Raw genomic sequence first — 26,241 nt, forward strand, 5'->3', positions numbered from 1 at the left:
AATATACCCGTTCACTAGTCGCCTCAAAATAGTTTCTTTTATTCATAGCGGGTGGCAGTGCCGCCTGTGCAGTTGCTCCTAAGAAAGCTGGGGAGCAAGCAGCCAAAGAAAACTTTTATTGACCTATGCCCCATGCCACAATCACTGAATCAGGAAATCCGGACTTTTTCTTGATCACAGACTACTATTTTTAGTTGCATAAACGCATAATAGAAGTGTGACTGATCTGTTCGCCCCTTTACAATCTCTCAAACAAGGTCACTGGTTCAAGCTTATCTGCGGAGCCAGCTTCCAACATTTGCCGGCAGTCAGAAGTTTAACGTTAGCCTATACTTTGGCGGGCGCTGACTGCATAGATGTTGCAGCTGATCCAGCAGTGATTGCAGCAGCGCAAGCAGGGCTACAAGTAGCCAAATCTCTGGCTAGGGATGCCCAAAAGCGAGGCTTTGACTACAAAGGCAACTCACCCTTCTTGATGGTCAGCCTGAACGATGGAGAAGACCCCCATTTTCGGAAAGCAGAATTTCATCCTACTGAGTGTGCTACAGACTGCCCTAGACCCTGTGAACGGATTTGTCCGGCACAAGCAATTGTGTTTAACAGTATAAAAGAAGACTTTTCGGGAGTAGTATCCGAAAAGTGCTATGGCTGCGGTCGTTGCATCCCAATTTGTCCATACGATATAATTTATACATCATCGTATGTGTCAACGCCGGGAGCGATCGCGCCATTGGTAATGTCAACGGGAGTAGATGCCGTAGAAATCCATACACAAGTAGGGCGGTTGGCAGAATTTGAGCGATTGTGGCAAGCAATTTCACCGTGGGCAGATCAACTAAAGTTACTAGCCATCAGCTGTCCCGATGGCGAGGGGATGACTGACTACCTAAGAGCAATATATGACCTGATTGCCCCACTCAAGAATGCTTTAATTTGGCAAACCGACGGCCGCCCCATGAGCGGTGATATTGGCGATGGTACTACTTTAGCGGCGGTGAAATTAGGGCAAAAAGTTTTGGCAGCTAAATTACCGGGATATGTGCAGTTAGCAGGCGGCACAAATAGCTATACCGTTGCTAAGTTGAAAGCAATGGGACTGCTGAAGAGAGCAGAGGGAGCAGGGGGAGCAGGGGGAGCAACAATCTTCTCATCTCCCTCATCCCCCTCATCCCTCCCATCCATTTCCGGGGTCGCCTACGGTAGCTATGCCCGTGTACTGCTGTCACCAATTCTCGAACAGTTAGAGAATAAGGAGGTAAGTAACATTAATATAAAGGCGAATCTTAGTCTAGAAGAAGATGATACATTACTTTGGCAAGCTGTAGAACTTGCCCATTCTCTCGTTTCCCAGATCAAATCACAGCAGGAGCGCTAATCGCTCGTTCGGAAAATTACCCAGGGCGGGTTCTCCTGCACGCAAATGTCCTCGCTATCTCTAAAAACGTCACCATAGAAAGCATGACGATTACAGACGATCTCCAAAAGTTATTAGACATTTTGCCCCAAGACCTGCGACAAGTACTAGAGAGTCATCCCAAACGAGATAGTTTAGTAGAAGTGGTCTTGGATTTGGGTCGTCGCCCAGAGGCTCGCTTTCCTAATCAAGCTGAGTATCTGAGCGAAGTACCCGTTACTCAAGAACAGATAGATGATTGCATTCAACGAGTCGGAATCTTTGGCGGAGATAATCGGGCAGGAATTGAGCAAACTTTGCATCGGATCAGCGCCATCCGCAACCGCACGGGTAAGATTATTGGCTTGACCTGTCGGGTTGGTCGAGCGGTATTCGGAACCATTGGCATGATCCGCGATTTGGTAGAAACTGGTAAATCGATTCTCATGCTGGGGCGTCCAGGCGTGGGCAAAACTACTGCCTTACGGGAAATTGCCCGTGTTTTGGCGGATGATCTGCATAAGCGAGTAGTGATTATTGACACCTCCAACGAAATCGCTGGGGATGGTGATGTTGCCCATCCCGCCATTGGTCGCGCTCGGCGGATGCAAGTGGCTCATCCAGATCAACAACATCAGGTAATGATTGAGGCAGTGGAGAACCACATGCCAGAAGTCATTGTCATTGATGAAATTGGCACGGAACTGGAAGCTTTAGCGGCCCGTACCATTGCGGAACGGGGTGTACAGTTGGTAGGTACTGCTCACGGAAATCAGATCGAAAACCTGATTAAAAACCCCACCCTGGCTGATTTAGTTGGGGGTATCCAAGCTGTGACACTGGGAGACGATGAAGCTAGACGCCGAGGTTCTCAAAAGACTGTTTTAGAGCGGAAAGCCCCTCCTACCTTCGAGATTGCTGTAGAAATGTTGGAACGCCAACGTTGGACAATACACGAAAGTGTTGCTGACACAGTAGATAATCTGCTGCGGGGTCGTCAGCCTACCCCACAAACGAGAACCGTTGATGACCACGGCAAAGTCGCTGTTACAAGGCAGTTAGCTGTTGTCAACGGTCGCGGTGGACAGCTAGGGACAGTGGAGGATTCTTTTCCACCGGCGCGACCGTCTAATGGCTGGCGTTCATCTGGACAAATGGTAGCACTGCCACAATTACCTGTAGAGCGGGTTACTGGACGCAGTGAATTTGATCGTTTACTCGATGAATCCTTCAATTATTCTGAGAGCATTGATTTGGATGCTGCTACCAGACAGCCAGGGCCCAATGGTGAAGATTTGCCACTGCACGTTTACCCTTATGGGGTTAGCCGCCACCAACTGGAACAGGTAATTAGCGTGCTAACTTTACCCGTGGTATTGACAAAAGATATAGATAGTGCTGATGCAATTTTAGCACTGCGATCGCACGTCAAAAACCACGCCAAATTACGCCAAATGGCCAAAGCCCGTCATGTACCCATCCACATGATTAAGTCCAGCACCATTCCCCAAATTACCCGTGGTTTGCGGCGGTTGCTGAACATGGACGACCCAGAAATGGCCGATGACCGAGAACTGCAACTGTTTTTGCACAACGGTAGCGATGATGAGATGGATGCCTTGGAAGAAGCCAGACTTGCTGTTGAGCAAATTGTGATTCCTAAAGGACAGCCAGTCGAGTTATTGCCGCGTTCTCCCCAAGTCCGCAAAATGCAACATGAGTTGGTAGAACATTATCGCCTCAAGTCGCATAGTTTTGGTGAAGAACCAAATCGAAGATTACGGATTTATCCGGCGTAATCTCACCCTCGCCCCCTCTCCGAAACGGAGAGGGGATGTCACTCGGAGACCTTAATGTCCTATAGAGCAATACGGTTGAGTTAAGCGCTACTGGTACAAAATTTTGGGTTTTCGAGACGCGATAAATCGCCGTCTCTACAAGTGTTTTGGTCTTATCTGAACTGTATTGAGTTATAACCAATGCTATCCGATCCTTGCCCTTGGAAGGCGGCTACAGTCTGAGGTAGATTCCTACATCATCTAGATATTTCAGCCATGCCAAAAAACCCGGTCACGAAGACCAGGTTTTTGTGGGGCCATATTCCCCCAAGGCTAGTTATAGAAGTTATTTATTATTCAGTGTTCTGGTAATAACTACCAAACTTAAGTTAGCAATTTCGGAAAATTGTCGCCCAATTATCAAAATTTTCTTTCAGTGCGATATCTGTGGCGCGATACGCCTACGCTAATGTCTGCTCTTAGCTTGATATCAGTGCGATCGCTGTCCGCACTTAGTGATCATTTAAATTGAGATCACAACTTCTGCCTGGGAATTTTGCTATTATTTGCTACTTTAAGATATATGCAAATAATTGAAATTTCTCCATTCCAAGCATTTCGCCGGAGTGTGACGACGGTGATGCAAGTAGTTCCAAAGGAGCTACGCTATGTGGCAATTTTGACATTACTGGGTGGTGCAGGCCCAGCAATCGCTATTTGGCTCAACAAGGTGATCATTGATGAAATTACTCGCTTATTGAGCACGGGGACAACACAGAATGCGATCGCTCTGATACTTTCTCAACCTCTGCTACTCTCCAGTATTGCAGGTTCACTGCTGGTAAATTTGGTGAGTGATGCGATCGCTAACATCAATAGCTTTGTATATACTTCCCTGCGCGATTTGGAATGGGCAGGATTTGCATAGGCGTAGCCCGCCGTAGGCATCGCTCCCGTTAGAAGAATTGCGATCGCGGATTGATGTAGTTATGCAAGATTACGCTCGCTTCCCGACTACCGTGCGCGAGAATAAAGAAGGGAATAGGGTACAGGGTACAGATTATTCCCTACTACCTATCACCTGTCACCTCTCCCCTAATCCCAATGCCCAATTTTTATTCTGGTAATTTATATTGCCCAACAATACGCTTGGCAAACTCTGGAACATGCTCTTCTAATTTCTCTGGATGATTCCGCTTCACATACAAATAATTCCGAGTAAAGTGAGAATCAATGGAAAATCGCGCATATTCCAAACCTTTGGGGCCGATTTTTTCGATGACCACACCCATGAGTTTCGCTGCCCACATCGGCAGGGTAACGCCTTTATCGTAAGCGGGAATACTTTGCTGTACAGCTTCTTTGCGGTTGCCTTTAGACATCACTGGTTGGGTGTCTAACTGGTCTTTCACCAAATCCAGCATTTCCTTACCAGTGTCATTTCTAACTACAATCCATTGCCAGCCGAAGGGTGCGCCCATGTAGCCAACAACTAAATCGGCTAGGGAGTTGACGTAATCAAAGCAACTCATACAAGACGGTGCAAAGACATCTTTGAGTTGGTTGGTCTTTAAGCCAAAGAAAGGTACAGTTTCTGTTGAGCCATCCTCATGTTTGAAGTGAACCCGGAAGTCTTGCATGAATTCGTAATGCACAACTGTATCAGGCGATCGGCTGGTGGTTTCTAAGAATTTTTGCAGTCCGGCGCGGTTAACATTATCTACGCAGGGTGTACCCAAAACATACAACTTTTCTAAACCAAGTTGTTTTTCTACGGCTCGTAATGCCTGAATTTGACAACCAACACCAATTACCAATAGCCGCTTCATCCCTGATTTCTCTATCTGTTCCAACACAGAAAGATTCGGGGAAAGTGTTGGTTTATTTACCCGCGCTGCTAGTATTTCTTCTGGAGTACGAGCGATGATGGGCATGGGTTGAAAGCGGTCTTCTTTGGTGTTCTGCACACAGACAACACCTTCAACCATGCCGCGATTGAGCATTTCAATGGCGATACTGCTAACAATACCCGTCCATTGTGCACCTTCGATGGGTTGCTGTTTCCGCGCCGCCATCATATCTTGGTGAACACCAAAGTACAGTTCATCGGGGTTGTCGAGATGGCGCGATCGCGTGTGCGTTTCTTCTTCAAGTTCGCCTATTTGCTGATTAATAAAAGCGCAGGCTTCCTTGACATAGTGAATATAGTATGTATCACATAGTCCACACTCGCTACAGAGTTCTTTAGCAGGGCGGCGGCTGGTAGATTTTAAGGCTCTGGCTTTTTTGTGAGGAGAAACTGAGGTCATATAAATTTTTTGTTTTATCCAGGAATCACTTTTATTACAATACCTTCACTGGCTATGAATTCACGATAGAGATTTAACAAGAAGAGGATGGACGCAATAATCTTAAGTGACTGCTTTTCCTGGTGTACTGGCTTACGGGCAGACACGAGAAGGACTACCATTAAGTAAGACCTCATCAATCTAGGCGTAGCGACTGTCTTGAATGTCAAGTGCGATCGCACTTGACATTCAAGACAGTCGCTACAAATATTTTATTTTTTCAGAGTAAGAAAAGTGATAGGGCGCTATATTTATTTTTGGTACTTTCTTACAGCAGTTTATTTAGCAGTTGGATAGTTGTAACTGGCAAAATATTGATAATTGCAATTATCATCTCTAACCTTTAGCTTCATTTTATCTATCTTTTATCAGAGGATTCTGTTTGCAAAATCATCACAATAGATAGATATTCTTTATTCTGAGGACAAAATATTCAACATTTATGCATATTTTATAATTGCCATAATTATCTTAAGTAATTATGTACTGGGATTTTATTCAAATTTCAGCATCATACTCCTAAAATTCCCAATATTCGCGTTTGAATCGACGAAGAGAAGATATACGCAAAGCCTCATTTAACGTGGCTCTCATTCTTAGACACTAACAAGTCATCGTTTAGCATTTAGTTAGATTTTCTGGTCTTGAATTGATATCTGGACATAAGGATATAGGCAACACCAGCGCAATATTGGATTAGTTATTTTTTACAATCTACCTAAAGTTAGATTAATTATATTGGCAAGCAACTCATTCAGTTTCGTAGCTATAAAACTACAGTTGCCAACAATTATCTAACTAGTTTTGTTAAATAAAATCTAATCGTATTGAACAAGTGAGGAGGTGCAATTGCCATGTCTTTATCAAATACTGTTGAACAGCAGCAACCAGAAATTCAGACTTCTCCTAATTTCGAGTTTTGGAGGCAAGTAGGCTTAATCACTGGTGGTACTCTCTTCTCAATCATTATGCTGGCAAGTTCTCTTGTGGCCGGAGGGCTGCTTGGTTTAGCCATTAGTTTCCGTAACTTGCCAGAAGTCAGACAAATACGAAACTTATCACCAGCGGAAACAACTTACATTTATGACATCAAAGGCAAATTATTGGTGGGTATACATGGGGAAGCCAACAGAAAAGTCGTACCGCTAGATAAAATTTCCCCAAATTTAAAACGAGCAGTATTAGCCAGTGAAGATAGCTATTTCTATAACCACCACGGTGTTGACCCTGGCGGTATCGGACGTGCTGCGTTAGTCAACTGGATAGCAGGCGGTGTGAAGGAGGGAGGTTCTACAATCACCATGCAACTGGTGAAAAATTTGTTTCTATCTCACAAGCGTGCTTTTACACGCAAAGTAGCAGAAGCGATACTAGCAATTCGTGTAGAGCAAGTTCTCAGTAAAGAGCGGATTTTAGAAATGTACCTCAATGAAGTTTACTGGGGTCATAATAATTATGGTGTAGAAACGGCAGCAGGCACTTACTTTGACAAATCAGCAGAAAATTTGACTTTGGGCGAGTCTGCAATGATGGCGGGTTTAATTCAAGCTCCAGAACAATTTAGCCCTTTTGTGAATTTAAATTTGGCCAAGCAAAAGCAAAAAGTAGTGCTGGAAAGAATGCTGAAATTGAAATGGATTAACCAGCAAGAGTATGATAACGCCATTAACCAAGAAATTAAACTTGGCAAAATTAGGTCATTTCAACCTAGTAAGCATCCTTATGTTACTAATACTGTGGCACAGGAACTAATTCAAAAGTTTGGGCGTGATGCAGTACTCAAAGGCGGAATGCAGGTGCAAACCACCGTAGATGTAAACTTTCAATTGATGGCGGAAGAAACTATTAAAAAGTGGCATAAAACCCTTGAAAGTCAAGGGTTAAATAAAAATCAAATAGCTTTAGTGGCAATTGATCCACGCACACACTTTATAAAAGCATTAGTGGGCGGTGTAGACTCAAAAGCTAGCGAATTTAACCGGGTAACTCAAGCTTTCCGTCAGCCTGGTTCTTCTTTTAAGCCGTTTGTTTACTATACAGCCTTTGCTAGTGGTAAGTTTACACCAGATACAACGGTGCTAGATACCCCAGTCAGCTACCCTGATAATGATACACAGTACTCTCCCCGCAACTACGATAATAGCTTTAAAGGTGCAATACCGATTCGTACTGCCTTAGCCCTATCCCGTAATGTTCCTGCTGTCAAGATTGGCAAAGCTGTGGGCATTAATAAAGTCATCGCAACTTGCCGCACCTTGGGAATTATGAGTCCGATGGAACCTGTGACATCTTTACCACTAGGTGCAATTGGTGTGACACCGCTAGAAATGGCTAGTGCTTATGCTACTTTTGCTAATTATGGCTGGCAATCGCCCCCAACGCTCATTGCTCGTGTCACTGACAGTAGTGGCAATGTATTACTTGATAATACCCCGAAACCTCGTCTAGTTCTTGACCCTTGGGCGTCAGCCACAATTTTAGATGTGATGCAAACAGCAGTTAAACAAGGAACTGGTAGAGGTGCAATTATAGATCGTCCAGTCGCTGGCAAAACCGGGACAACTTCTTCAGAAAAGGATATTTGGTTTATTGGTTCAGTACCACAGTTAACAACTGCCATCTGGGTAGGGAGAGATAACAATACACAATTGGTGCGCGGTGCGACAGGTGGAGGTATGGTGACTCCCATCTGGCGCGATTTTATGCTGAAGGCTCTTAAAGGTGTACCAATAGAGAACTTCAAAACGCCTTCTAAGTTTTCTCGACCTAAGCCAATTAAAAATACTAAAAATTAAGTATTGGATGAAGATTTTCAGAGAATGCGATCGCATAGACAGTGAAACAGAACCTTCAGGGACTTTGCCATTTCTACTAGTGAATTCTGGATTGGTAAGGTAAATTCGTGCAGCGTAATAGGTGGTCGTAGTAGAGAACTTAGACGAGTCCAAAGGTAGCCATCGAGCAAGCGTAGTAGCTTAAAAAACGAGTATCATTGCTAAAAATGCCTTGATTACGACTATTATGGTGAATCTCTCCGCTTAAATCTGTCACCATAAAGGTGCTGCCATGATTAATAGTTAAGATTGGGGAACTAACACTGATTCGCATATTTCCCTCTTAAATGGGTTACACATGATTAGAATTCAGCTACCTCTAGCATTAAGAACAAATGTGATTAAAAGTGACTGCAAACCAACTTTGGCAGTGACGAATTAAGAAAAGTTAACTGAGGTAATACCAATTCTCCAAACGTACAGTTCTAGGCTGTAACGGAGTTAGCGATACACTCTTAATTTCTTTAATTTCAGTTCGTTTTAACGCACTTTAGCTATGAGCAAGCAATTTATTGTAGGGAGAGAAAGCAACGCTCTCACCGAGATTTTAGCGATTGGGGGTGTAACCCCATCGTGAATTGACTCCATAAACGCCCCCTGTCATCTCTCAGTAGGGTAAAATATATAACTCTTCAGAAGTATTGACATCTGAAATTTTTCAAGCATTCGTCTTGCATATTTTGACAAAACGTTATAAATTATTAGGTTATGGGGGAATAATCTGACTTCATAGTGTCAAAAAGTAATCCTGCTCAAGTAAATATACTGCAACCAGTTCTAACTTCACGCAAACACTAAACAGCACTGAAGATATGTTTTTATTTGGTAAAGCAAAGATTCTGTACATGAAACGGAACAACAAATAATCTAAAAATATATCTTGTGTGACTGTTTTGAAAATCATGTTACTGCTTGCGGTGAAAAACAACAACTATAATTCACCAAAAGAGTAATCGATTATAAGCAAATTAACTATAAATAAAGCTGCATAAATGTCAGCAGATTTATTCATTGTTGGTTGGTTAATTTTTCTCCAAATTATATTTGCTATTCAAAGAATCGTTTTTGTTATGCTGAGAATGGCAAAAATAAGAAATGAAGACGCATCTACCACAACTTTACAATCCAAATGGAGCTATTCTGGCGATGCACTTAAACGAATTGGAAACTACTGAAAATTTAAAAGAAGTGGAAGAAGCGTGGCAAACACTAGAGAAATCAATTCTCTATTATCAAGGACGCCCCGTTGGTACGGTAGCCGCTTATGATGCATCTGTAGAGGCGCTCAATTATGACCAGTGCTTTGTTCGGGATTTTGTCTCCTCAGCTCTAATTTTTCTGATCAAAGGTAGAACAGATATTGTTCGTAATTTCTTAGAAGAAACCTTAAAGTTACAGCCTAAAGAAAGGGCATTAGATGCCTATAAGCCGGGACGAGGATTAATCCCAGCTAGCTTTAAAGTTGTATCAGAAAATGGGCAAGAATATTTAGAAGCCGACTTTGGTGAACATGCGATCGCTAGAGTTACGCCAGTAGATTCTTGCCTATGGTGGATTATTTTGTTGCGTGCTTATGTCGTTGCTACAGAAGATTTTTCTCTAGCCTATCAACCTGAATTCCAAAATGGTATCAGGTTAATTATGGAAATCTGCTTGGCGAATCGTTTTGATATGTACCCAACGCTGTTGGTTCCAGATGGTGCTTGTATGATTGACCGTCGTATGGGCATTTATGGGCATCCTTTAGAACTACAAGTTCTTTTTTACACGGCATTGCGTGCATCTCGTGAACTGCTAGTTTGCCAAGGTAATTCCGATATTGTTGCAGCCATTGACAATCGCTTACCTCTTTTATGTGCTCATATTCGCCAGCATTATTGGATAGATATTAATCGTCTGAATGCAATTTATCGCTTCAAAAGTGAAGAATATGGCAAGGGTGCTGTTAATCTGTTCAACATATATGTAGATTCTGTTCCCTATTATGAATTAGATAAGTGGCTGCCAAGAAAAGGTGGTTATCTAGCAGGTAATGTCGGGCCGTCGCAGCTAGATACTCGCTTCTTTTCACTCGGAAACTTAATGGCAATCATTTCAGACTTAGCCACCGAAGAACAGTCACAAGCAATTATGACTCTCATTGAGGATCGATGGGATGACTTAGTGGGAGATATGCCTATGAAAATTTGTTTCCCAGCTTTGGAACATGAAGAATACAGAATTGTAACTGGATGTGACCCCAAAAATATACCCTGGTCGTATCATAATGCTGGTAGTTGGCCAGTTTTAATGTGGATGTTAGCGGCGGCGGCGGTGAAAACTAACAAAACAAGTCTTGCACAAAAGGCTATTGAAACTGCCCAAGGACGACTCAGTACAGATGAATGGCCAGAATATTACGACGGTAAGAAAGGGCGACTGATTGGCAAACAAGCTCGGAAATATCAAACTTGGACAATTACTGGGTTCTTATTGGCAAAAGAATTGATGGCGAACCCCACTTATTTACCATTAATCAGCTTTGGGAAATTACCAGCAGAACAGGTTTCTAGAGCATGTGAGTTTGAAATCGCCAGTGTAGACCCGTATATGCAATAATTAGTAATTTCTAATGACGCTCCTGCGTCGCTAACGTAATTCGTAATTAAAAGACAGTTTCAGGCAGGAATTTAGACCCTGATTGAAACAAAACCACCTATAAACAAGGGGAAATTAAATCCGACAATTACGAATTACGAATTACGAATTACGAATTAGTAAAGAGTTGGGAGTTAGAATACAAAAGCCTCCTGACTTCTGAATCACGTTTCCATGACAAACCCCCGTCAACTAGCTTTTATCGCCCTGCGAGATGTTCACAAGGGGGCTTATGCTGATGTTGCCCTAGATAGAGTACTGCAAAAAGTCAGTTTGGCTGATAACGATCGCCGCTTGATGACAGAATTGGTTTATGGGAGCGTCAGAAGGCAGCGTACTCTTGATAGTCTCATTGATCAACTCGCTAAAAAGAAATCTGATCAACAACCCCAAGACCTCCGCACCATCTTACACCTGGGTTTCTACCAACTGCGCTATCAAGAGCGTATTCCCGCCTCGGCTGCTGTTAATACCACCGTCCAACTCGCTAAAGAAAACGGTTTTTCTGGACTAACGGGTTTTGTTAACGGTCTATTACGTCAGTACATCCGCCTAGCAGAGAAGATAAAAGGAGATCCGTTACAACTTCCAGAAAACCCAGTGGAACGCTTGGGCATTTTACACAGCTTTCCTGACTGGATTATTCAAGTTTGGTTAGAACAACTGGGTTTGGCTGAGACAGAACAACTGTGTGAATGGATGAACCAATCACCAACAATTGACTTGCGTATCAACCCACTTCGCACTTCCATCGAGGAAGTTGAGGCGGCTTTGCAATCTGCTGGTATTTTGGTGAGACGGATTCCTCATTTACCTCAAGCTTTACGATTGATTGGTAGTGCTGGGTCAATTCAAAAACTACCTGGTTTCAGAGAGGGTTGGTGGACTGTACAAGATGGTAGCGCTCAATTGGTAAGTCATTTACTTGACCCACAACCGGGTGAGGTGGTAATTGATGCCTGTGCTGCACCAGGGGGTAAAACAACCCACATAGCTGAGTTAATGGCAGATAAAGGGAAAATTTGGGCTTGCGATCGCACCCCTTCTCGTCTTCGCAAACTCCAAGAAAATTCTCAACGGCTGAATTTACAATCTATTCAAATTTACACTGGCGACAGCCGCCACTTCAACCAATTCCAAAACAGCGCAGACCGCGTATTATTAGATGCTCCATGTTCTGGTTTGGGAACCATGCACCGTCATGCTGATGCTCGTTGGCGACAGACACCAGAATCTGTCCGCGAACTTTCGGTGCTGCAAAAAGAATTGTTAACACATACATCTACTTTTGTCAAACCTGGTGGTGTACTAGTTTATGCCACCTGCACATTGCATCCAGCAGAAAACGAAGAAGTGATTTCGGCATTTCTAGCTGAGTCACCTAATTGGCAAATTGAGTCTCCCAGCGGCATTGAGATACTTGATTCTGCCCATAGCACACCTCAAGGTTGGTTCAAAGTTTGGCCCCATCAACAGGACATGGATGGCTTTTTTATGGTGCGCTTAAGAAAAACCAATAATTCCGAGTGAATACGGTTTGGGATTGTACGATTTGGTGGAGGCCTGAATCTACCAGAGGAGGCAGCAATGGTTACCCCTTCCAATGTCAAAAACTTAGTTAAAATCCTGATTGGAGCCGCCTGGATTGATGGCAGAATCCAGCCAGAAGAACGGCAATATCTCCGCGAAATAGCTCAAGCAAAAGGTTTAGCTAACGATCCAGAAATTAAGCCTTGGCTGTACGAATTAGTTCCTGTACAGCCAAAAGAATGCTATGACTGGGTGCGGGAGTATTTAGGCGATCGCCCCAGTCTTGAAGATTGTGAAAATCTGATTGAAGCCATCAGTGGCTTAATTTATAGCGATGGTGAAGTTGCCGTCGAAGAAGCCAGACTTCTGACCCAATTGCAGGATATAGCCAAACCGAATGACTCAACTCAACCGGCTCATACTGCACTTCTCAAACAAATTCAAAAGCTTTACCGCCGTTGGGTTGACGTACAAAACTAATCATAGTCAAAAGTCTATAGTCTGATAACTAATAACCCTTACGGGTTCGCCAGTTACTCATGGGGGAAACCCCCTTGGCGCTAGCCTCTCCCTTTAGGAGAAGACCGCGCTGGCTCACTAATGACTAATGACTAAATTATGACTTCGGTTCGCCCAGACCCGGAGTTTCTTCTTTATCAACCTTAGGCACAAAATCAGGACGCTCTTTGCTTTCCCAACCTGCGGGGCGTTTCGAGTTGTACCAAGCTATTGAACCAATGGTTACAGCAGCAATAAAACCAACGACATACACCAAGGTGAAAGCAAAAGGAAAATGACCACCACCTGTTGCGACTGAATCGGCTGCCTGCATCAATATATGCATGAGTATATTCTCCAATGTTAAGTAACACTACTTGACACACTATAGAATGAGCGTATCACTTAACATCCTCCCGTAGTTTAGTTTGAGCAACTTCATATTGCATAGAAAAGAGTATGGGGAGCAAAGAGCAGGGAGCAGGGAGCAGGGGGAAAATAATTTCTCTCCTCTGCCCCCTGCCCCTCTGCCTCTTCTCCATGCCCAATGCCCACTCCTGATTAAATTAATTAGAAGGTCTAAGCTTATCCCGCCAGGATGGCTGTGACGATGAAGAACCTGAAGAACCTGAACTATTTGCGGGAGAGGAAGATCGCCGAGTTCTTCGAGGCGGGGGAGAATCAGATTCTACTCTTCTAGAGCGCCGCCGTGGAGTAGATGATTCCGAGGAAGAGTTATTGGAACTTGATTCTTCACTGCGATCGCGCCTTCTCCGTCTTGGGGTAGAATTGCCTGATTGCTGTTCTTCTTGAGAATATCTCCTTCTGCTTCTACGTCTCCTAGATGAACTACTATCCTCAGAATTTCTAGTACTTTCCCCTTCTGAGTCATCATTAGAGGAAATCGAACGATTTAGCACTTGTTTGGGCTTGATGGACTGGGCTTTAATGGTGCCTTTACGACCTTCTAACTTGGGTCGTTTAGGAAACTTTTCTACTGGCATCTCCTCTACCGCTTTTTTCATAAATTCGCGCCAAGTGTAAGCTGCACTACCACTGCTACCGTATGTAGGGCGGTTATCATCGTTACCTAGCCAGACTCCTGTTACCATTTGGGGAATGTAGCCAATAAACCATAAATCGCGGGCTTCATCGGAGGTACCGGTCTTGCCAGCAACTGGTCTATTACCTAATTGAGCAGCAGCACCAGTCCCCGCTTCTACGACGTTGCGTAGCATCCAAGTCATGATGGCGGCACTGTCAGCGTCAAGGGCGCGTTTAGACTTGAAATTAGCTGACCAAATGACCTTGCCTTGGCGGTTGAGGATGCGAGTAATACCATGAGGCTCTATATGCAATCCCTGAGTAGCAAAGCTACCATAAGCACTGGTCAACTCTAGCAGATTGACTTCATTTGAGCCGAGAGCCAAAGAGTAGGTGGGCTTGAGTTCAGATTTTACCCCCATATCATGGGCAAGTTTAATCGTTGGTGTAAATCCCACATCAATCAATGTCTTTACCGCAATCACATTAATAGAGCCGGTGAGGGCATCTCGGATGTTCATCGAACCCCGAAATTTTTCACTATAGTTTTTCGGTTCATAGCCGTCTACGACAAAGGGCGCATCCTGATAGCTATCGTAGGGGCTTTTACCGCTAGCGATCGCAGTAGCATATACAAACCCTTTAAATGTAGATCCTGGCTGCCTCTGTGCCTGGGTAACCCGATTAAACTGGTTTTTACCAAAATCTTTTCCCCCAACCATTGCCTTAATTTCACCGTTGCGGGGGTCAATGGCTACCATTGCTCCTTGCTTAAAGTTCTCCCAGCGTCCTTGATTTCGCAGTGTTTTAGCAACCGCCTCTTCTGCGACTTTCTGCCAAGCCGGGTTCAGCGTGGTTTCCACTACTAACCCCTCACTTTTTAGCACGTTAGGAGAAACGTACTTCGGCAATTCTTTTTGGATGTAGCTGGTAAAGTAGGGTGATTCTACTTGTACTCGTTTGGGTAAACTGCTTTTGAGAGTTAATGGCTCCTGAACGGCTGCTTGCCTTTGCTCTGTTGTAATAACTCCATCTTCTTGCATCCTTAGCAATACTAAGTTTCGCCGCCGTTTTGCAGCTTCTGGATTTTTGTCGGGAGCGTATAAGCTAGGAGCAGGAGCTAATCCAGCAATCGTTGCCATCTCTGCGAGGGAAAGCTGGTCTGGCGATTTACTAAAGTATACCCAGGATGCATCTGCCACACCATAAGCTCCACCTCCCAAATAAACCAGATTCAGGTAACGCTCTAGAATCTGATCTTTGGTTAATTCATTCTCCATTTTTTGTGCTAGGCGGATTTCCTTGAGTTTGCGCCAGATTGTCTGTTCTTGTTTCAAAAACAGAATCCGTGCTAGCTGTTGGGTGATGGTGCTAGCACCTTCGACCACACCTTGCGATCGCAAATTATTCAAACCTGCTCTGACAATCCCTTGAGGATCAACTCCGTTGTGTTCCTTAAATCTTTTATCTTCTGAGGCGATGAAAGCTTTTTTTAAATTATCTGGAATTTGTTCCAGCTTTAGCTGTTCTCTGGCCGCTTCACCTTGTTGTTGTAATATGGTTCCATCGGCGGCTTTGATGGTCAGTGTTTGCTCTCTAACCACGGCATTCAATTCGGTCTGATCTGGCAAAGACCGATCTATTAAACTGACACCGTAGATCAAGGCAACTATCCCACCACCTACACCCAAACCTGCCCAAAACCATACGCGACGATAGAGTGGTTTACCGCCAGTTGCCTGATTGGCTTTAATCCTAGATGGTAAAATTTTCATCTTGCTCAGTAACTGCCTCGGCTGCGCCACATGTGCTGGTGGTAAGCTCTCATTTGTTCCTCCTTGTCCAGAGTTACTCAAATTAGTTGGTCTTCGCTTGAACCAGGAGGTAAGCTTCCCCATGTCAGTTCCTCGCTCAAAGTAGTAACTATATAACCACCATCAATCAACTTTGGGGTTAGCGCACCACCATTGTGTTAGTATAATATCCTATAAATAATTAACTAAATTCACCATAAAATAATGTTTTTTAGATTTGGTTAATTTAGTTTTGTAAAAGCCCTGTAATTTTGATATTTATTGAGAATAAAAAAATTATTGGCATTTTCTGGAATAAGTGTACCGAAGTATTCGCAAATACAGCGCGAAAAGAGCTTACTTAAGGAGAGTGCGATGCCTACGGTGAGCTACGCCGAAGCAGAGCCAAGAAGAAGCGCCGTTGCCCTTGGTAGTAATATCGGCGATTCACAGATAATTTTAGAAGCAGCTATAGAAACTTTAGCCCAAACGCCAGGTATTGTCTTAGAAGCCAAATCCAATTGGTATCAAACCAAAGCTGTCGGGCCACCACAGCCAGACTACCTAAATGGCTGCGTCACATTGCAGGTAGAAATGCTACCCCAGCAGTTATTAGAAATTTTGTTAAGAATTGAACAACAATTTGGGCGTGTGCGTCAGGAACGCTGGGGGCCACGAATCCTGGATTTAGATTTGTTATTATTTGATGACTTTATTGTGGATACACCAAATCTCCAGATTCCCCATCCTCGAATGCGGGATCGGGCCTTTGTGTTAGTGCCACTAGCAGAAGTTGCCCCAGATTGGATAGAACCAGTTTCTGGGTGTGTTATTAAAGAACTGCTGAAAGAGGTAGACTGTTCTGATGTACATTTATTGATGGGCAATTAAAATTACCATCCTTAAACGCAGAAGAACGCTGATTTCGCCTCTGTATCACAGATAATCAGATTTTATTATGCCATTAGGTAGAGAATTACCACAACTGCTGAAACAACGCCTGTTTTATAAAGGACGCAAGTTTGATTTTGAAGTTAATCGCTTGCGTTTGCCTAATAAATCGGAAGGAGAATGGGAATGTATTCGTCACCCTGGTGGTGCACTAGCTGTGCCGGTAACGCCAGAGGGTAAACTTGTACTCGTGCGCCAGTATCGTTTTGCAATACAGGGACGGATATTAGAATTTCCGGCAGGAACTTTGGAACCAAATGAAGATCCCCTAGAGACGATACAGCGTGAAATCGAAGAAGAAACTGGCTATAGTGCCCAAAAATGGGACAAATTAGGCGAATTTTTCCTAGCTCCCGGCTATTCTGATGAGATTATCTATGCATTTCTGGCGCGAGATTTAGAAAAGCTGGAGACACCACCACCACAAGATGGAGACGAGGATATCGAAACTGTGTTTTTGACTCCCGAAGAATTAGAGAAAGCTATTCTGGAGGGAGAGCCGGTAGATGCTAAATCAGTTGCTAGCTTTTTTCTGGCGCGTCCGTTTTTAATTTAATATCAATATGCTGTTAGAGTTAGCGATTGCAGATGCCTATGGTGCAGGCTTTGAATATGCTGATGAAATGATCGTTAACAACGATTTGAGTCGATACGTCGAACATCCGCGTTTTCGACTCAATCCTGGCAGCTACACCGACGACACCCAGATGAGCATTGCCATTGCTGAGGTGATTGTTGCTCAAGCACCGTGGACACCAAAAGTTTTAGCCGATAGTTTTGTTAGAGCCTTCAAGCGCGGTGAGCTAAAGCCGCAGTTATTGCTACCTTGGCCATAGGATTATGTATCAGATATGCGTTTATGCCGCATTACCAAATTTGCTTCCGTAGTAATTTTTTCTATCTTATTGGTTTGGATGTTGTCTCCCGCAACCATTGTACCGCCGGCTGATCCTGTTGAGCCAATTACAATCTATGTAACAGATTACGGTTGGCATTCCAGAATGGTTTTACCGACTGGCAAAGATGAATTAATCCAGTATGCTTACGGTGATTGGAATTATTTTGCACTAAATCAACAGGACTTTAAAAATGGTGCGGCAGCACTATTGCTACTAACTCAAGGCACTCTGGGTCGGCGAAAATTTAGCAATATCATCGAACTTCAGCAGATAATTCAACAACAAGATTACACCCTATTAAGTTTAGAAGTAGCGCAAGCCAAAGTAAAACAACTGCTGAAATTATTAGATGAACGTTTTAACCGCAATCTTGCAACGAGCATCGAAAATCCACAAACAGGTTTAACTTTAGTCAAAGATGAGCGAAAATATACATTATTACACAATAGCAATCACGAAATCGTTGAGTGGCTAAAATATTTAGACTGCCGAATTGATGGTTTTGTGATGTGGGCAAATTTTCAGGTGAAATATTCATAACATTTCTGTTTTTTCCAATAAAAAATCTTGATTTTACTATCACAAAATATATACATAATTTTTGTTATTCGTTACAGGATCACGCTTCAAGTGGTCGCTACTATAACTTTCATTTTTCTTGGTACTGCTGCTTTATTTGAATGGTTGCAATACTGTCCAGCCCTAGAAGAAACAAATACACAGGCTAGAATTTCATATATTCCTGTTTTTAAACATTATTTTTGCTTTGGAGCTTCTAGCACGTACTTTTTACATCAGCCGCCGCGATCGCTCGTTAAGCTGGTTAGAAGCTATACTACGACGGTGGTACGATATATTTTTGTTACTTACCTTCTGGCGGTGGCTACGAATAATTCCCGTTACCATTCGTATTTACCAAGCTGATTTACTAAATATTGAGCCTTTGCGATGGGCGGGTAGTTCTAGGCGCGATCGCAAAACAACCATAATAATTGAATACGCCCTACCTCACTATAATAGCTCAAATGTAGAGATGCAATTTTACTCGCTTTTCTAAAAACTTATACAGGCTTTATAAAATCAGTGTATAATAATAGCTAAAACAAAAGTAACGAAGCTTATTAATATAAAAATGACAGATTTAACGCCAAATAGCACATTTCTAATAACAGGAATTATTTTTATAACGATTGCTGTTATCGGACAATCTAAATTGGGTTTTATTGAAATTAATCCCGGTTGTTTGGGGAGATTTTTGGCTTTATTTATTGGAATTTCGAGTCTATTATATGCTTTAGGATTACTAAATCTTTCATCTGAAACCCTTGATTTATTAAGAACTTCTCTGACAGAACAAATTAAACAGAGTATAAGCTCAATCAATGATATTTTACAAAGTTCTTAATATCCATAAAATTTTTTTGGATGCATCTCCAAACTTTTAGATTAAGGGAAATAGGTTAATTTTTCCCCTTAATCTTTGAAAATATTCCTAATAAGATGCTCCTACAAGACTGTAAATCAGGCTAGACAATACTAATAAGGTAACAATCACATAGATATATTCTCGCTGTAGCAGGAAAGCTAATAGAGAAATAAAAACTCGCACAATTGGAGTAGCAATTAGTAGTAACAAACCGAGTTGAATAATACCGCGTAGGCGTAGCCCGCCGTAGGCATCGCTACCTGATAAAACTGCTTTTACTACACCTACTGGTGAGCTAAATTCGGATGGTTCTCCCTGAAAAAAGTGATATCCAGCAGGTTCAGAACCGTGATGAATTAAGTAGAGTATACCTCCCAGTAAAACTACAGAACTAGCTATCAAAACACCATATTTCAGGAAGTTACTGAGCAAATATTTTAATTGCTGATCACTTGATATTCTCGTAATCTTGTTGTTAGCATCAATCTGACAGCTATTAGTAGTGGACTGTTCTAATTGTTCGATATTACAGTCTAGAACTTCCTGCGGTAAGGTTAGTACAACCACTTCACTATTTGGCTGTGTCAGTAATGTCCACCGAAAGCTACTATTAAATTTATACATTTTATAGCCCCCCTATTAAACTGTTGTAGACCATTTTTAAAGCCATTACCACCAGCACAAGACTGAAGATAAGTCTCAAAATTTGTGTTTTAGCGCCTGTCAGGATTCGTGCGCCCAAGAAAGCACCAGGTAATACCCCCAACATCACTGGCATGGATAGTCCCGGATCGATGTAACCCCGTGCTAAGTAAACTCCGGCTGATGCTGCTGCTGTGACACCGATCATAAAATTGCTAGTGGTGGTAGAAACTTTGAAGGGTAGACGCATGGCTTGATCCATCGCCAATACCTTAAATCCCCCGGAACCAATACCAAGCAACCCAGAAAGCACTCCGGCTATTAACATCACACCAAATCCCATTGGTACTGAATGAACTTGGTAAGACATCACTCCATCAGAAGTTGGATAAGTACCATTCAATTTCAGATAATTTGCGATAGGGTCTGCTACTTGATCTTCACCATGTTCTATTCTGGGTCGTTGTGAAAGGTATGCTGAATAAATGAGGACGATCGCTAGCACGATAGTTAGGGCTTTCACAGAGACAAAAGTAGCAATCATTGCTCCTGCGATCGCACCAATGGTTGTGGCTACTTCTAAAAACATTCCCAATCGCAAATTGGTATAGCCTTTTTTAATGTAGGTAGATGCTGCACCCAAAGAAGTAGCAATTACAGATACCAGTGAAGCGCCAACGGCATATCGAATATCAACGCCAAATACTGAAGTCAATAAGGGAAGAATTACTACTCCGCCCCCTAATCCAGTTAGCGCCCCTAACAAGCCAGCGATAAATGAACCAATCCAAATTAGTAATGAAAATTCTAAAATAGTCAAATTTAATTCCTTTTTTTTACATGTATATCAAGATGCCAATATAATTTTTGTATTCTTTAAAACTTAATTGACAAGTTTACCACTGAGTACATATCGCTGTTCATAATTGTGTGCAATACCCTCTCGCTTCAGTATTCAGAAGCCAGAAGCCGGGAAGAATCCTAAGCCCTAACTTCTTACTCAAAAGTCTCATTAAGTTTCCAAAAAGTGCAAAGATTACATCAAATACACCTACCAAAAAAGTATAGAAGAGATATATAGCAATCTAATTGGATTTTTGTAAAAATCCAATTAGATTGCTATATGTTATGAGCCAAGTATGTCGAAACTTTCAAAACTTCATCGATTACAAAATACTAGAAGTTTGAGAAGCTCCACAATGTTTACAATACGGTAAATGTTTATAAGTAAGATTATGGCAGTTTTGACATTCAATATCTTGATAATAACCACAGTGCGGGCAGTAAGTATCAAGATGTCGAATTTTCTTGGCGCAATTGACACAGCGTGATTTTTGAACTCTGCTAGCTGCTTGGACTTTAGCATTAAAGACAAAATTTTGAAAAAACTGGATAATTCCAAAACCAATAATTGGAATCAGCAAAATATAAGCATAATTTATCAGGAAAAGTAAACCACCAAAAAGGGCAATAATAATATCAAATAAAAATTTAAATATTGCACCTACTTGAAGAAATTCAAATATTTTAACGATTAGTGGGATAAAGAAGATAACTAGCAAATGCCAGCTAATTAGCGAGATGAGTCCATATCCTCTTCTTTGAGCAAATTTGTGGACTGATAAGGCAATGAGAATCAGCGGTAGAAGAAAGAGGGATTGAAAAGCAAGCTGGATACTTGGATACCAAAATGATGCCTGCTGATACCCTTTATCAACTTCCCGAAATTGATTGTCATCTTTAATAAAGGCTAGAAAACTAATGCTTTCTGGTTTGGCAAGCAGTTCATTTTTAAGAGTAGAAATTTCTTGTTTAAGAATAGAAATTTGGCGATTATTTTGTTCTAATGTCTGTTTAGCTTTTTCAGCACTAACTTGATTAATTGATTGTTCACGACCCTGACCTGCAATTTTTTCTAAGAGCGTTGAGTCATACTGGGCTTTAATAGTGCGATTGGTTTGTTCAAGGTTACTGATTTTTGCTTGTTTCTGATCAATAACTTTTATGATTTGCTGGTTCTCAGGATTGTTACTCTTATCTTTGTAGCCGGCATATTGCAAGCACGTTTGAGAAACCTTACCCAGATGTCCGGCTTCAGCTTGTTGATAGTTGTCCTGAAAACTGAGTTGATTATTCTGGTAATCTGGCAATGAAAGTCTAACAAGTTCATAGTCTTTATCTTTAGTGGCTTTTTCCCGATAATTTTGCCACTCTGAATAACATGGATAAGCCTCAGTCGGGCTGATATGCCATCTGCTAATATCATCAAGTCCGGTAAAAACATTAATTAAGATAAAAATATCAATTAAAATAATCACAATCAAACTCACTTTATTCAGCGGTTCGTTGTTGATTGTCCTTGATTGATTAAAAAATTGACTCAGAATTCGGCGGATTCTAACAAACATATTGTCTTTTAAATAAATGGAGATTCAATCCGAATCAATTTTATCTGATAAGTAGCAAATAGCTGGACAAAAATATATCTATTCATCTGAAGATTTGTTAATTGTTGAATAGAAACAAAATCCCCGACAACTTTTACGAAGTCAGGGATCTGTAGCTTTCAATTTTCACAAATCAGGCTATTGTCAAAAATATTATGACTTTCATCTGAAGTTTACACAGGTGAAGGCTGTGTGCGCCAACTGAAACCTATTTAGCAGCAAAATAAGCTTCTAATGCCTCAGAACCACCAATTAATTTACCATCAATAAACACTTGGGGAACTGTTGTCGCACCTGTAACTGCTCGTAAAGAGCGTGTAGTGATATCCTTACCCAAGGTAATTTCTTCGTAGTTAAGACCATGTTCCTTGAGCATCGCCTTAGCACGAGCACAGAAGGGACAACCGACTTTTGCAAACAAGGAAACTAGTTCGGGCTTCACTGCTTGGGGGTTGATATATCTGAGCATTGTTTCGGCATCGGACACCTTAAAAGGATCTCCTGGCTCGTCTGGCTCAATAAACATCTGGTTAATTACACCATCTTTCACCAGCATCGAGTAGCGCCACGATCGCTTCCCAAACCCCAAGTCTGATTTATCTACCAGCATCCCCATGCCTTCGGTAAATTCACCGTTACCATCGGGAATGAGAGTGATATTTTCTGCCTCTTGGACTTTTGCCCATTCGTTCATCACAAAGGGATCATTGACAGAAATACAGATAATGTCATCGACACCATTTTCTTTGAAAACCCCTGCCAACTCGTTGTAGCCAGGGAGATGAGTTGATGAACAAGTTGGAGTATAAGCACCTGGTAAGGAGAAGACAACTACTGTCTTATCAGCAAACAATTCATCGGTTGTCACATCAACCCACTCGTTATTCTGACGAGTATGAAAAGTGACATTGGGAACTCTTTGTCCTCGGCGATTGGGGAACATAGTTTTGCTTCCTGAAGTAATCAATTCCAGTCATAACCTATCATGGGAAGACTGGTATGATGTAACTATCAATCAGCTAAAAAACTTCATTAATAAAGGTCGCGATCGCTGCTACAAATTCAGCGGTTGATTCATATGGTAAAACATTGCGCCCATTTATTTTTATACCTCGACCTTGAGGCAAACAGGCGAGGTAATGAGTCAAGCGTTCGTCTGGCGTTTCTTGTTTACTTTTTTCACTAATACTCGATGCAGTTTCCCCCACAACCGCTAATGTTGGTTGCTGAATAGAGGCGATAAAACTAGTATAATCCTGTCGCCAAAACCCTGCTAGAAAAGAAAACACTGCATGGCGACTAGCAGGATTTTCTGCACCGACAAGCAATGTATTTAACCACTCTGCATCCACAGAATTTTCAGAAGTAAAGAGTTGACGAGTCGAGAAAGAACGTAAAAATTTTGGGGTGCGTGCATAGCGATAAAAAGCACTCCCAAAAGGCGAATCTAACAGATTCCAAAGGAGTTTTTGCTGCCATTCTGATGATTTATTTGTCATCAAACCCCATGCTGGAGGTCCAGAAAGTACAAGTCCGGCAATTAAATTTGATTCTTTTTGGACTAATTCGATAGCAACTGGTAATAAAGCACCTTGTACTACAACAATGACAGGTTTTTGCACTACTGTTTGTAAAAAGTACTGCAACTGTTCTGCCCAATCACTAGGAGTGTAAGCCAGATGAGGCATATCACTTTCGCCACATCCTAGTAAATCAGGGTTGTAAATTGAATTACGTTGTCCTGTATTATACCATTCCCGACAAAATCGCTGCCAAAATTGCCGCGACAATCCAACACCAATAGGATGAATTAAAAGTAAGGGAATACCCTCAGGTGTTGTGTTAGTTGGTTGATGAACTGCGTAGGCGCAATGATAATTATTCCAACTGTAAAACTGGCTAGGAGATGCTGTCAAATTGGTTGTGTTAGTTACAGCAGATGGTTGCATAATTCCTAGTTTTTAATACTTACTAAAAAATCATCTGTGGATGAATTAACTGGTATCCAGCCTCTTTCAGCTTTTCATTCGATACCCACGCATTATATGGGCGAGTACTCTTGATAGAAGTATCCCATTTAACTTTGGGTAAATTATGTTTTTCAAATAAGCTATCTAGCAAGTCTCGACTGGTGAGATGTGCATCATCTACCAGATTATAAATCCCTTGCAAACGACGGTGACGAGCAAATTCTATCGCACCAACAATATCATCCAGGTGAATCCAATTTGTAATATCCTCACCGCCGGGACGGGTTGTACCAGAATATTTGCTAAATATTTTCACCAGTTCCCTGCCAGTCCCATAAATACCTCCTAAGCGAAAAATACAAACGCGGAGATTTTCGCTAGATGCTGATAGCAACACATCTTCTGTTTTTCGGAGTATTTGTGCATTTAAATTGGCGGGTGCAAGCGGTGTTTCTTCATCTACCCATACACCATTCCTATCACCATACACTGCATAGCTACCTGTGTATATTAATTGTTTTACAGTTGGAAACTGCTGCAATGATGAAACTAAAGCCTGGGCAGTTTGTAGATAAGTTTCTTCATAAACTTCCGCACCTTTTGCACCAACACTTAAAACGACAACATCTTGATTGTGCAAAACAGATTTTAGACTCTCTAGGTCATTCCCGCAGGTAACTACAACTCTTTGGCTTACTGATTGTAGTGCCGGCACACGCTCAGGGGAAGTTGTGGTTACACTGACAACAAAATCCTTTTTTTGCTGCCAATATTGAGCGACTTTATAACCAACATAACCACAACCAATGATTGCAACGTTCATGACAAATTAGACACAAATAAATTAAACTACTCATCGAGACAATATTCTAAATTAAGGGACTGGATGTAAATAAATTTAACAGTCCAGAGCCAAAAATCAATACCAATAGTACAACCTAATGACTGGTGACTAATGACTAATGACTATTTAGCTAATTCTTTCTCAATTATGGCAATTAATTCTGGTGAATTTGGCTGGACACTACTATTAAATCGAGCTACTACTTCACCTTGCTTATTAACTAAAAATTTTTCAAAATTCCAAGCAACAGTTCCCGTTGGCTCAACGGCTTTGGTAAGTCGCTCATAAAGTGGATGCTGCTGCGAGCCTTTGGCATGAACTTTATCGAATAGTTCAAAGGTAACATCATATTTACTCGTGCAGAATTGCACTATCTCTTCATTACTTCCTGGCTCCTGTGAACCAAAATCGTTACAGGGGAACCCCAAAATACGTAATCCTGTTTCCCCATACTTCTGGTTCAACTTTTCTAGCCCCTCGTATTGAGAAGTATAACCGCAGTAGGATGCCACATTCACAATTAAGAGTACCTTACCGGTGTAGTCGTTTAATTGCTTATCTTCACCGTTGATGGTCTTGACTGCGATATCCGAAATTGTGTTACTCATCTTGAATCTGATTTCTAGGGAATATTGCCAAGTCTCCCATATTACAGGTACTCTAAACCCGGTTTCTTTGAGGAAATTAGGATTGTTAGCCTTGTTTGCCACTACGATTCTATTTAACTCAGGCTCTAAGCTTGTATGGGAGTTTCGATAGTTGTTTACCTCACTGATTGGTGCTTAATGGGCAAGGCGATTTCTAACAATTAACTTTTTGTATAAAAATTTAATAACATTCAGAATAGTTTGACCCGGATATCGGAAAATACTTACCTATAAAGGGTCTAGCTGCTTTATTTGTTGCATTAGCAGCTATTTGCCATAACATAAGCGAAAAAATGTATTAAACGATACAGTTTTTTGGTTTGAGTAAATAGACAATCAGTCAAATTTATCCCTTGAGTTATCATGACTTTGCCAGTAGTTCACCTAAGAATCCTGGAGTCAGTGCTTTTGAGAGTGAATTCTAGAGTGAGTGGTAACGCTTTTCCCTTAAAAAAATGATTGTAGGATAGCCATATCTATATTGGCATTGGGTTTTTTAAATAGTTGTGCCACAACAGTTGTGCCAAAACCAAGAGTAGTAAATTTGAATTAAAAGCCCT

At 41.8% G+C, this 26,241-nt stretch carries 24 protein-coding genes; 13 read left to right on the forward strand and 11 right to left on the reverse strand.

Annotated elements, in window-relative coordinates; genetic code table 11:
* The first annotated feature begins 217 nt into the window (after nucleotides 1-217).
* The 3 genes from ldpA (at nucleotide 218) to ACEYW6_RS02170 (ending at nucleotide 4,099) form a co-directional block, all read left to right on the forward strand.
* Complete coding sequence (ldpA, locus tag ACEYW6_RS02160) at nucleotides 218-1,375, forward strand: circadian clock protein LdpA (RefSeq protein ID WP_412978442.1); 1,158 nt, start codon at nucleotides 218-220, stop codon at nucleotides 1,373-1,375.
* An 83-nt stretch (nucleotides 1,376-1,458) separates the two neighbouring features.
* Nucleotides 1,459-3,192 (forward strand): R3H domain-containing nucleic acid-binding protein, encoded by a 1,734-nt coding sequence (locus ACEYW6_RS02165; RefSeq protein WP_190891839.1) that lies wholly within the window; start codon nucleotides 1,459-1,461, stop codon nucleotides 3,190-3,192.
* Between the two features lie 562 nt (nucleotides 3,193-3,754).
* The gene (locus tag ACEYW6_RS02170; protein ID WP_412978443.1) at nucleotides 3,755-4,099 is read left to right on the forward strand and encodes a hypothetical protein; all 345 of its coding nucleotides are present in this window, start codon (nucleotides 3,755-3,757) and stop codon (nucleotides 4,097-4,099) included.
* A 187-nt stretch (nucleotides 4,100-4,286) separates the two neighbouring features.
* Here the strand turns inward: ACEYW6_RS02170 and ACEYW6_RS02175 are convergent, their stop codons facing one another.
* Entirely contained in the window at nucleotides 4,287-5,480 is a 1,194-nt protein-coding gene (locus ACEYW6_RS02175) for a Coenzyme F420 hydrogenase/dehydrogenase, beta subunit C-terminal domain (protein WP_412978444.1), read from the reverse strand.
* An 893-nt stretch (nucleotides 5,481-6,373) separates the two neighbouring features.
* Between ACEYW6_RS02175 and ACEYW6_RS02180 the strand changes: the two genes are divergently transcribed.
* Nucleotides 6,374-8,314 (forward strand): transglycosylase domain-containing protein, encoded by a 1,941-nt coding sequence (locus tag ACEYW6_RS02180; protein ID WP_412978445.1) that lies wholly within the window; start codon nucleotides 6,374-6,376, stop codon nucleotides 8,312-8,314.
* Nucleotides 8,315-8,453: 139 nt separating this feature from the next.
* On the opposite strand, the gene ACEYW6_RS02185 is transcribed toward ACEYW6_RS02180, so the two are convergent.
* Nucleotides 8,454-8,627 carry a glycogen debranching N-terminal domain-containing protein gene (locus ACEYW6_RS02185; RefSeq protein ID WP_230966196.1) on the reverse strand — a complete coding sequence of 58 codons (174 nt, stop codon included), beginning with the start codon at nucleotides 8,625-8,627 and terminating at the stop codon, nucleotides 8,454-8,456.
* An 872-nt stretch (nucleotides 8,628-9,499) separates the two neighbouring features.
* Here ACEYW6_RS02185 and ACEYW6_RS02190 point away from each other — a divergent pair.
* The 3 genes from ACEYW6_RS02190 (at nucleotide 9,500) to ACEYW6_RS02200 (ending at nucleotide 13,000) form a co-directional block, all read left to right on the forward strand.
* The gene (locus tag ACEYW6_RS02190) at nucleotides 9,500-10,951 is read left to right on the forward strand and encodes a glycoside hydrolase 100 family protein (protein WP_196510359.1); all 1,452 of its coding nucleotides are present in this window, start codon (nucleotides 9,500-9,502) and stop codon (nucleotides 10,949-10,951) included.
* Between the two features lie 213 nt (nucleotides 10,952-11,164).
* Nucleotides 11,165-12,520, forward strand: a complete 1,356-nt coding sequence (locus ACEYW6_RS02195) for a 16S rRNA (cytosine(967)-C(5))-methyltransferase (protein ID WP_412978446.1) — start codon at nucleotides 11,165-11,167, stop codon at nucleotides 12,518-12,520.
* Nucleotides 12,521-12,577: 57 nt separating this feature from the next.
* A complete protein-coding gene (locus ACEYW6_RS02200) occupies nucleotides 12,578-13,000 on the forward strand; it encodes a TerB family tellurite resistance protein (RefSeq protein WP_190891814.1) in 423 nt (140 codons plus the stop codon).
* A 136-nt stretch (nucleotides 13,001-13,136) separates the two neighbouring features.
* Here ACEYW6_RS02200 and psb35 read toward each other — a convergent pair whose 3' ends face one another.
* Nucleotides 13,137-13,364 (reverse strand): photosystem II assembly protein Psb35, encoded by a 228-nt coding sequence (gene psb35, locus ACEYW6_RS02205; RefSeq protein ID WP_190891811.1) that lies wholly within the window; start codon nucleotides 13,362-13,364, stop codon nucleotides 13,137-13,139.
* A 220-nt stretch (nucleotides 13,365-13,584) separates the two neighbouring features.
* Nucleotides 13,585-15,960, reverse strand: a complete 2,376-nt coding sequence (locus ACEYW6_RS02210; protein ID WP_412978447.1) for a transglycosylase domain-containing protein — start codon at nucleotides 15,958-15,960, stop codon at nucleotides 13,585-13,587.
* A 270-nt stretch (nucleotides 15,961-16,230) separates the two neighbouring features.
* Here ACEYW6_RS02210 and folK point away from each other — a divergent pair, with 270 nt between their 5' ends.
* The 6 genes from folK to ACEYW6_RS02240 all read left to right on the forward strand — a co-directional run bounded on the left by folK (nucleotide 16,231) and on the right by ACEYW6_RS02240 (nucleotide 19,110).
* Nucleotides 16,231-16,746 carry a 2-amino-4-hydroxy-6-hydroxymethyldihydropteridine diphosphokinase gene (gene folK / locus ACEYW6_RS02215; protein ID WP_190891807.1) on the forward strand — a complete coding sequence of 172 codons (516 nt, stop codon included), beginning with the start codon at nucleotides 16,231-16,233 and terminating at the stop codon, nucleotides 16,744-16,746.
* A gap of 67 nt (nucleotides 16,747-16,813) precedes the next feature.
* The gene (locus ACEYW6_RS02220) at nucleotides 16,814-17,362 is read left to right on the forward strand and encodes an NUDIX hydrolase (protein WP_190891805.1); all 549 of its coding nucleotides are present in this window, start codon (nucleotides 16,814-16,816) and stop codon (nucleotides 17,360-17,362) included.
* A gap of 7 nt (nucleotides 17,363-17,369) precedes the next feature.
* On the forward strand, nucleotides 17,370-17,642 hold the full coding sequence (locus ACEYW6_RS02225) for an ADP-ribosylglycohydrolase family protein (protein WP_412978448.1): 273 nt from the start codon (nucleotides 17,370-17,372) through the stop codon (nucleotides 17,640-17,642).
* Between the two features lie 15 nt (nucleotides 17,643-17,657).
* Entirely contained in the window at nucleotides 17,658-18,245 is a 588-nt protein-coding gene (locus ACEYW6_RS02230; protein WP_412978449.1) for a DUF2459 domain-containing protein, read from the forward strand.
* 226 nt (nucleotides 18,246-18,471) lie between these two features.
* Nucleotides 18,472-18,762, forward strand: coding sequence for a hypothetical protein (locus tag ACEYW6_RS02235; RefSeq protein WP_412978450.1), 291 nt, complete (start codon nucleotides 18,472-18,474; stop codon nucleotides 18,760-18,762).
* Nucleotides 18,763-18,837: 75 nt separating this feature from the next.
* Nucleotides 18,838-19,110 carry a hypothetical protein gene (locus ACEYW6_RS02240; RefSeq protein ID WP_412978451.1) on the forward strand — a complete coding sequence of 91 codons (273 nt, stop codon included), beginning with the start codon at nucleotides 18,838-18,840 and terminating at the stop codon, nucleotides 19,108-19,110.
* 87 nt (nucleotides 19,111-19,197) lie between these two features.
* Here the strand turns inward: ACEYW6_RS02240 and ACEYW6_RS02245 are convergent, their stop codons facing one another.
* The 7 genes from ACEYW6_RS02245 to ACEYW6_RS02275 form a co-directional block, all read right to left on the reverse strand.
* Nucleotides 19,198-19,755 carry a DUF1634 domain-containing protein gene (locus tag ACEYW6_RS02245; RefSeq protein ID WP_412978452.1) on the reverse strand — a complete coding sequence of 186 codons (558 nt, stop codon included), beginning with the start codon at nucleotides 19,753-19,755 and terminating at the stop codon, nucleotides 19,198-19,200.
* A gap of 1 nt (nucleotide 19,756) precedes the next feature.
* Nucleotides 19,757-20,593: a sulfite exporter TauE/SafE family protein gene (locus ACEYW6_RS02250; protein WP_412978453.1), complete on the reverse strand. Its 837-nt coding sequence runs from the start codon at nucleotides 20,591-20,593 to the stop codon at nucleotides 19,757-19,759.
* A 346-nt stretch (nucleotides 20,594-20,939) separates the two neighbouring features.
* Nucleotides 20,940-22,181, reverse strand: coding sequence for a hypothetical protein (locus ACEYW6_RS02255; RefSeq protein ID WP_412978454.1), 1,242 nt, complete (start codon nucleotides 22,179-22,181; stop codon nucleotides 20,940-20,942).
* Nucleotides 22,182-22,428: 247 nt separating this feature from the next.
* Nucleotides 22,429-23,163 carry a redoxin family protein gene (locus ACEYW6_RS02260; protein ID WP_412978455.1) on the reverse strand — a complete coding sequence of 245 codons (735 nt, stop codon included), beginning with the start codon at nucleotides 23,161-23,163 and terminating at the stop codon, nucleotides 22,429-22,431.
* Nucleotides 23,164-23,239: 76 nt separating this feature from the next.
* Nucleotides 23,240-24,169 (reverse strand): alpha/beta fold hydrolase, encoded by a 930-nt coding sequence (locus ACEYW6_RS02265; RefSeq protein WP_412978456.1) that lies wholly within the window; start codon nucleotides 24,167-24,169, stop codon nucleotides 23,240-23,242.
* Nucleotides 24,170-24,191: 22 nt separating this feature from the next.
* Entirely contained in the window at nucleotides 24,192-25,013 is an 822-nt protein-coding gene (locus tag ACEYW6_RS02270; protein ID WP_412978457.1) for an SDR family oxidoreductase, read from the reverse strand.
* A gap of 143 nt (nucleotides 25,014-25,156) precedes the next feature.
* Entirely contained in the window at nucleotides 25,157-25,642 is a 486-nt protein-coding gene (locus ACEYW6_RS02275) for a glutathione peroxidase (protein WP_196510341.1), read from the reverse strand.
* Nucleotides 25,643-26,241 lie beyond the last annotated feature (599 nt).

The organism is Nostoc sp. UIC 10607 (assembly GCF_047228265.1).
Lineage (GTDB): Bacteria > Cyanobacteriota > Cyanobacteriia > Cyanobacteriales > Nostocaceae > Nostoc > Nostoc foliaceum_A.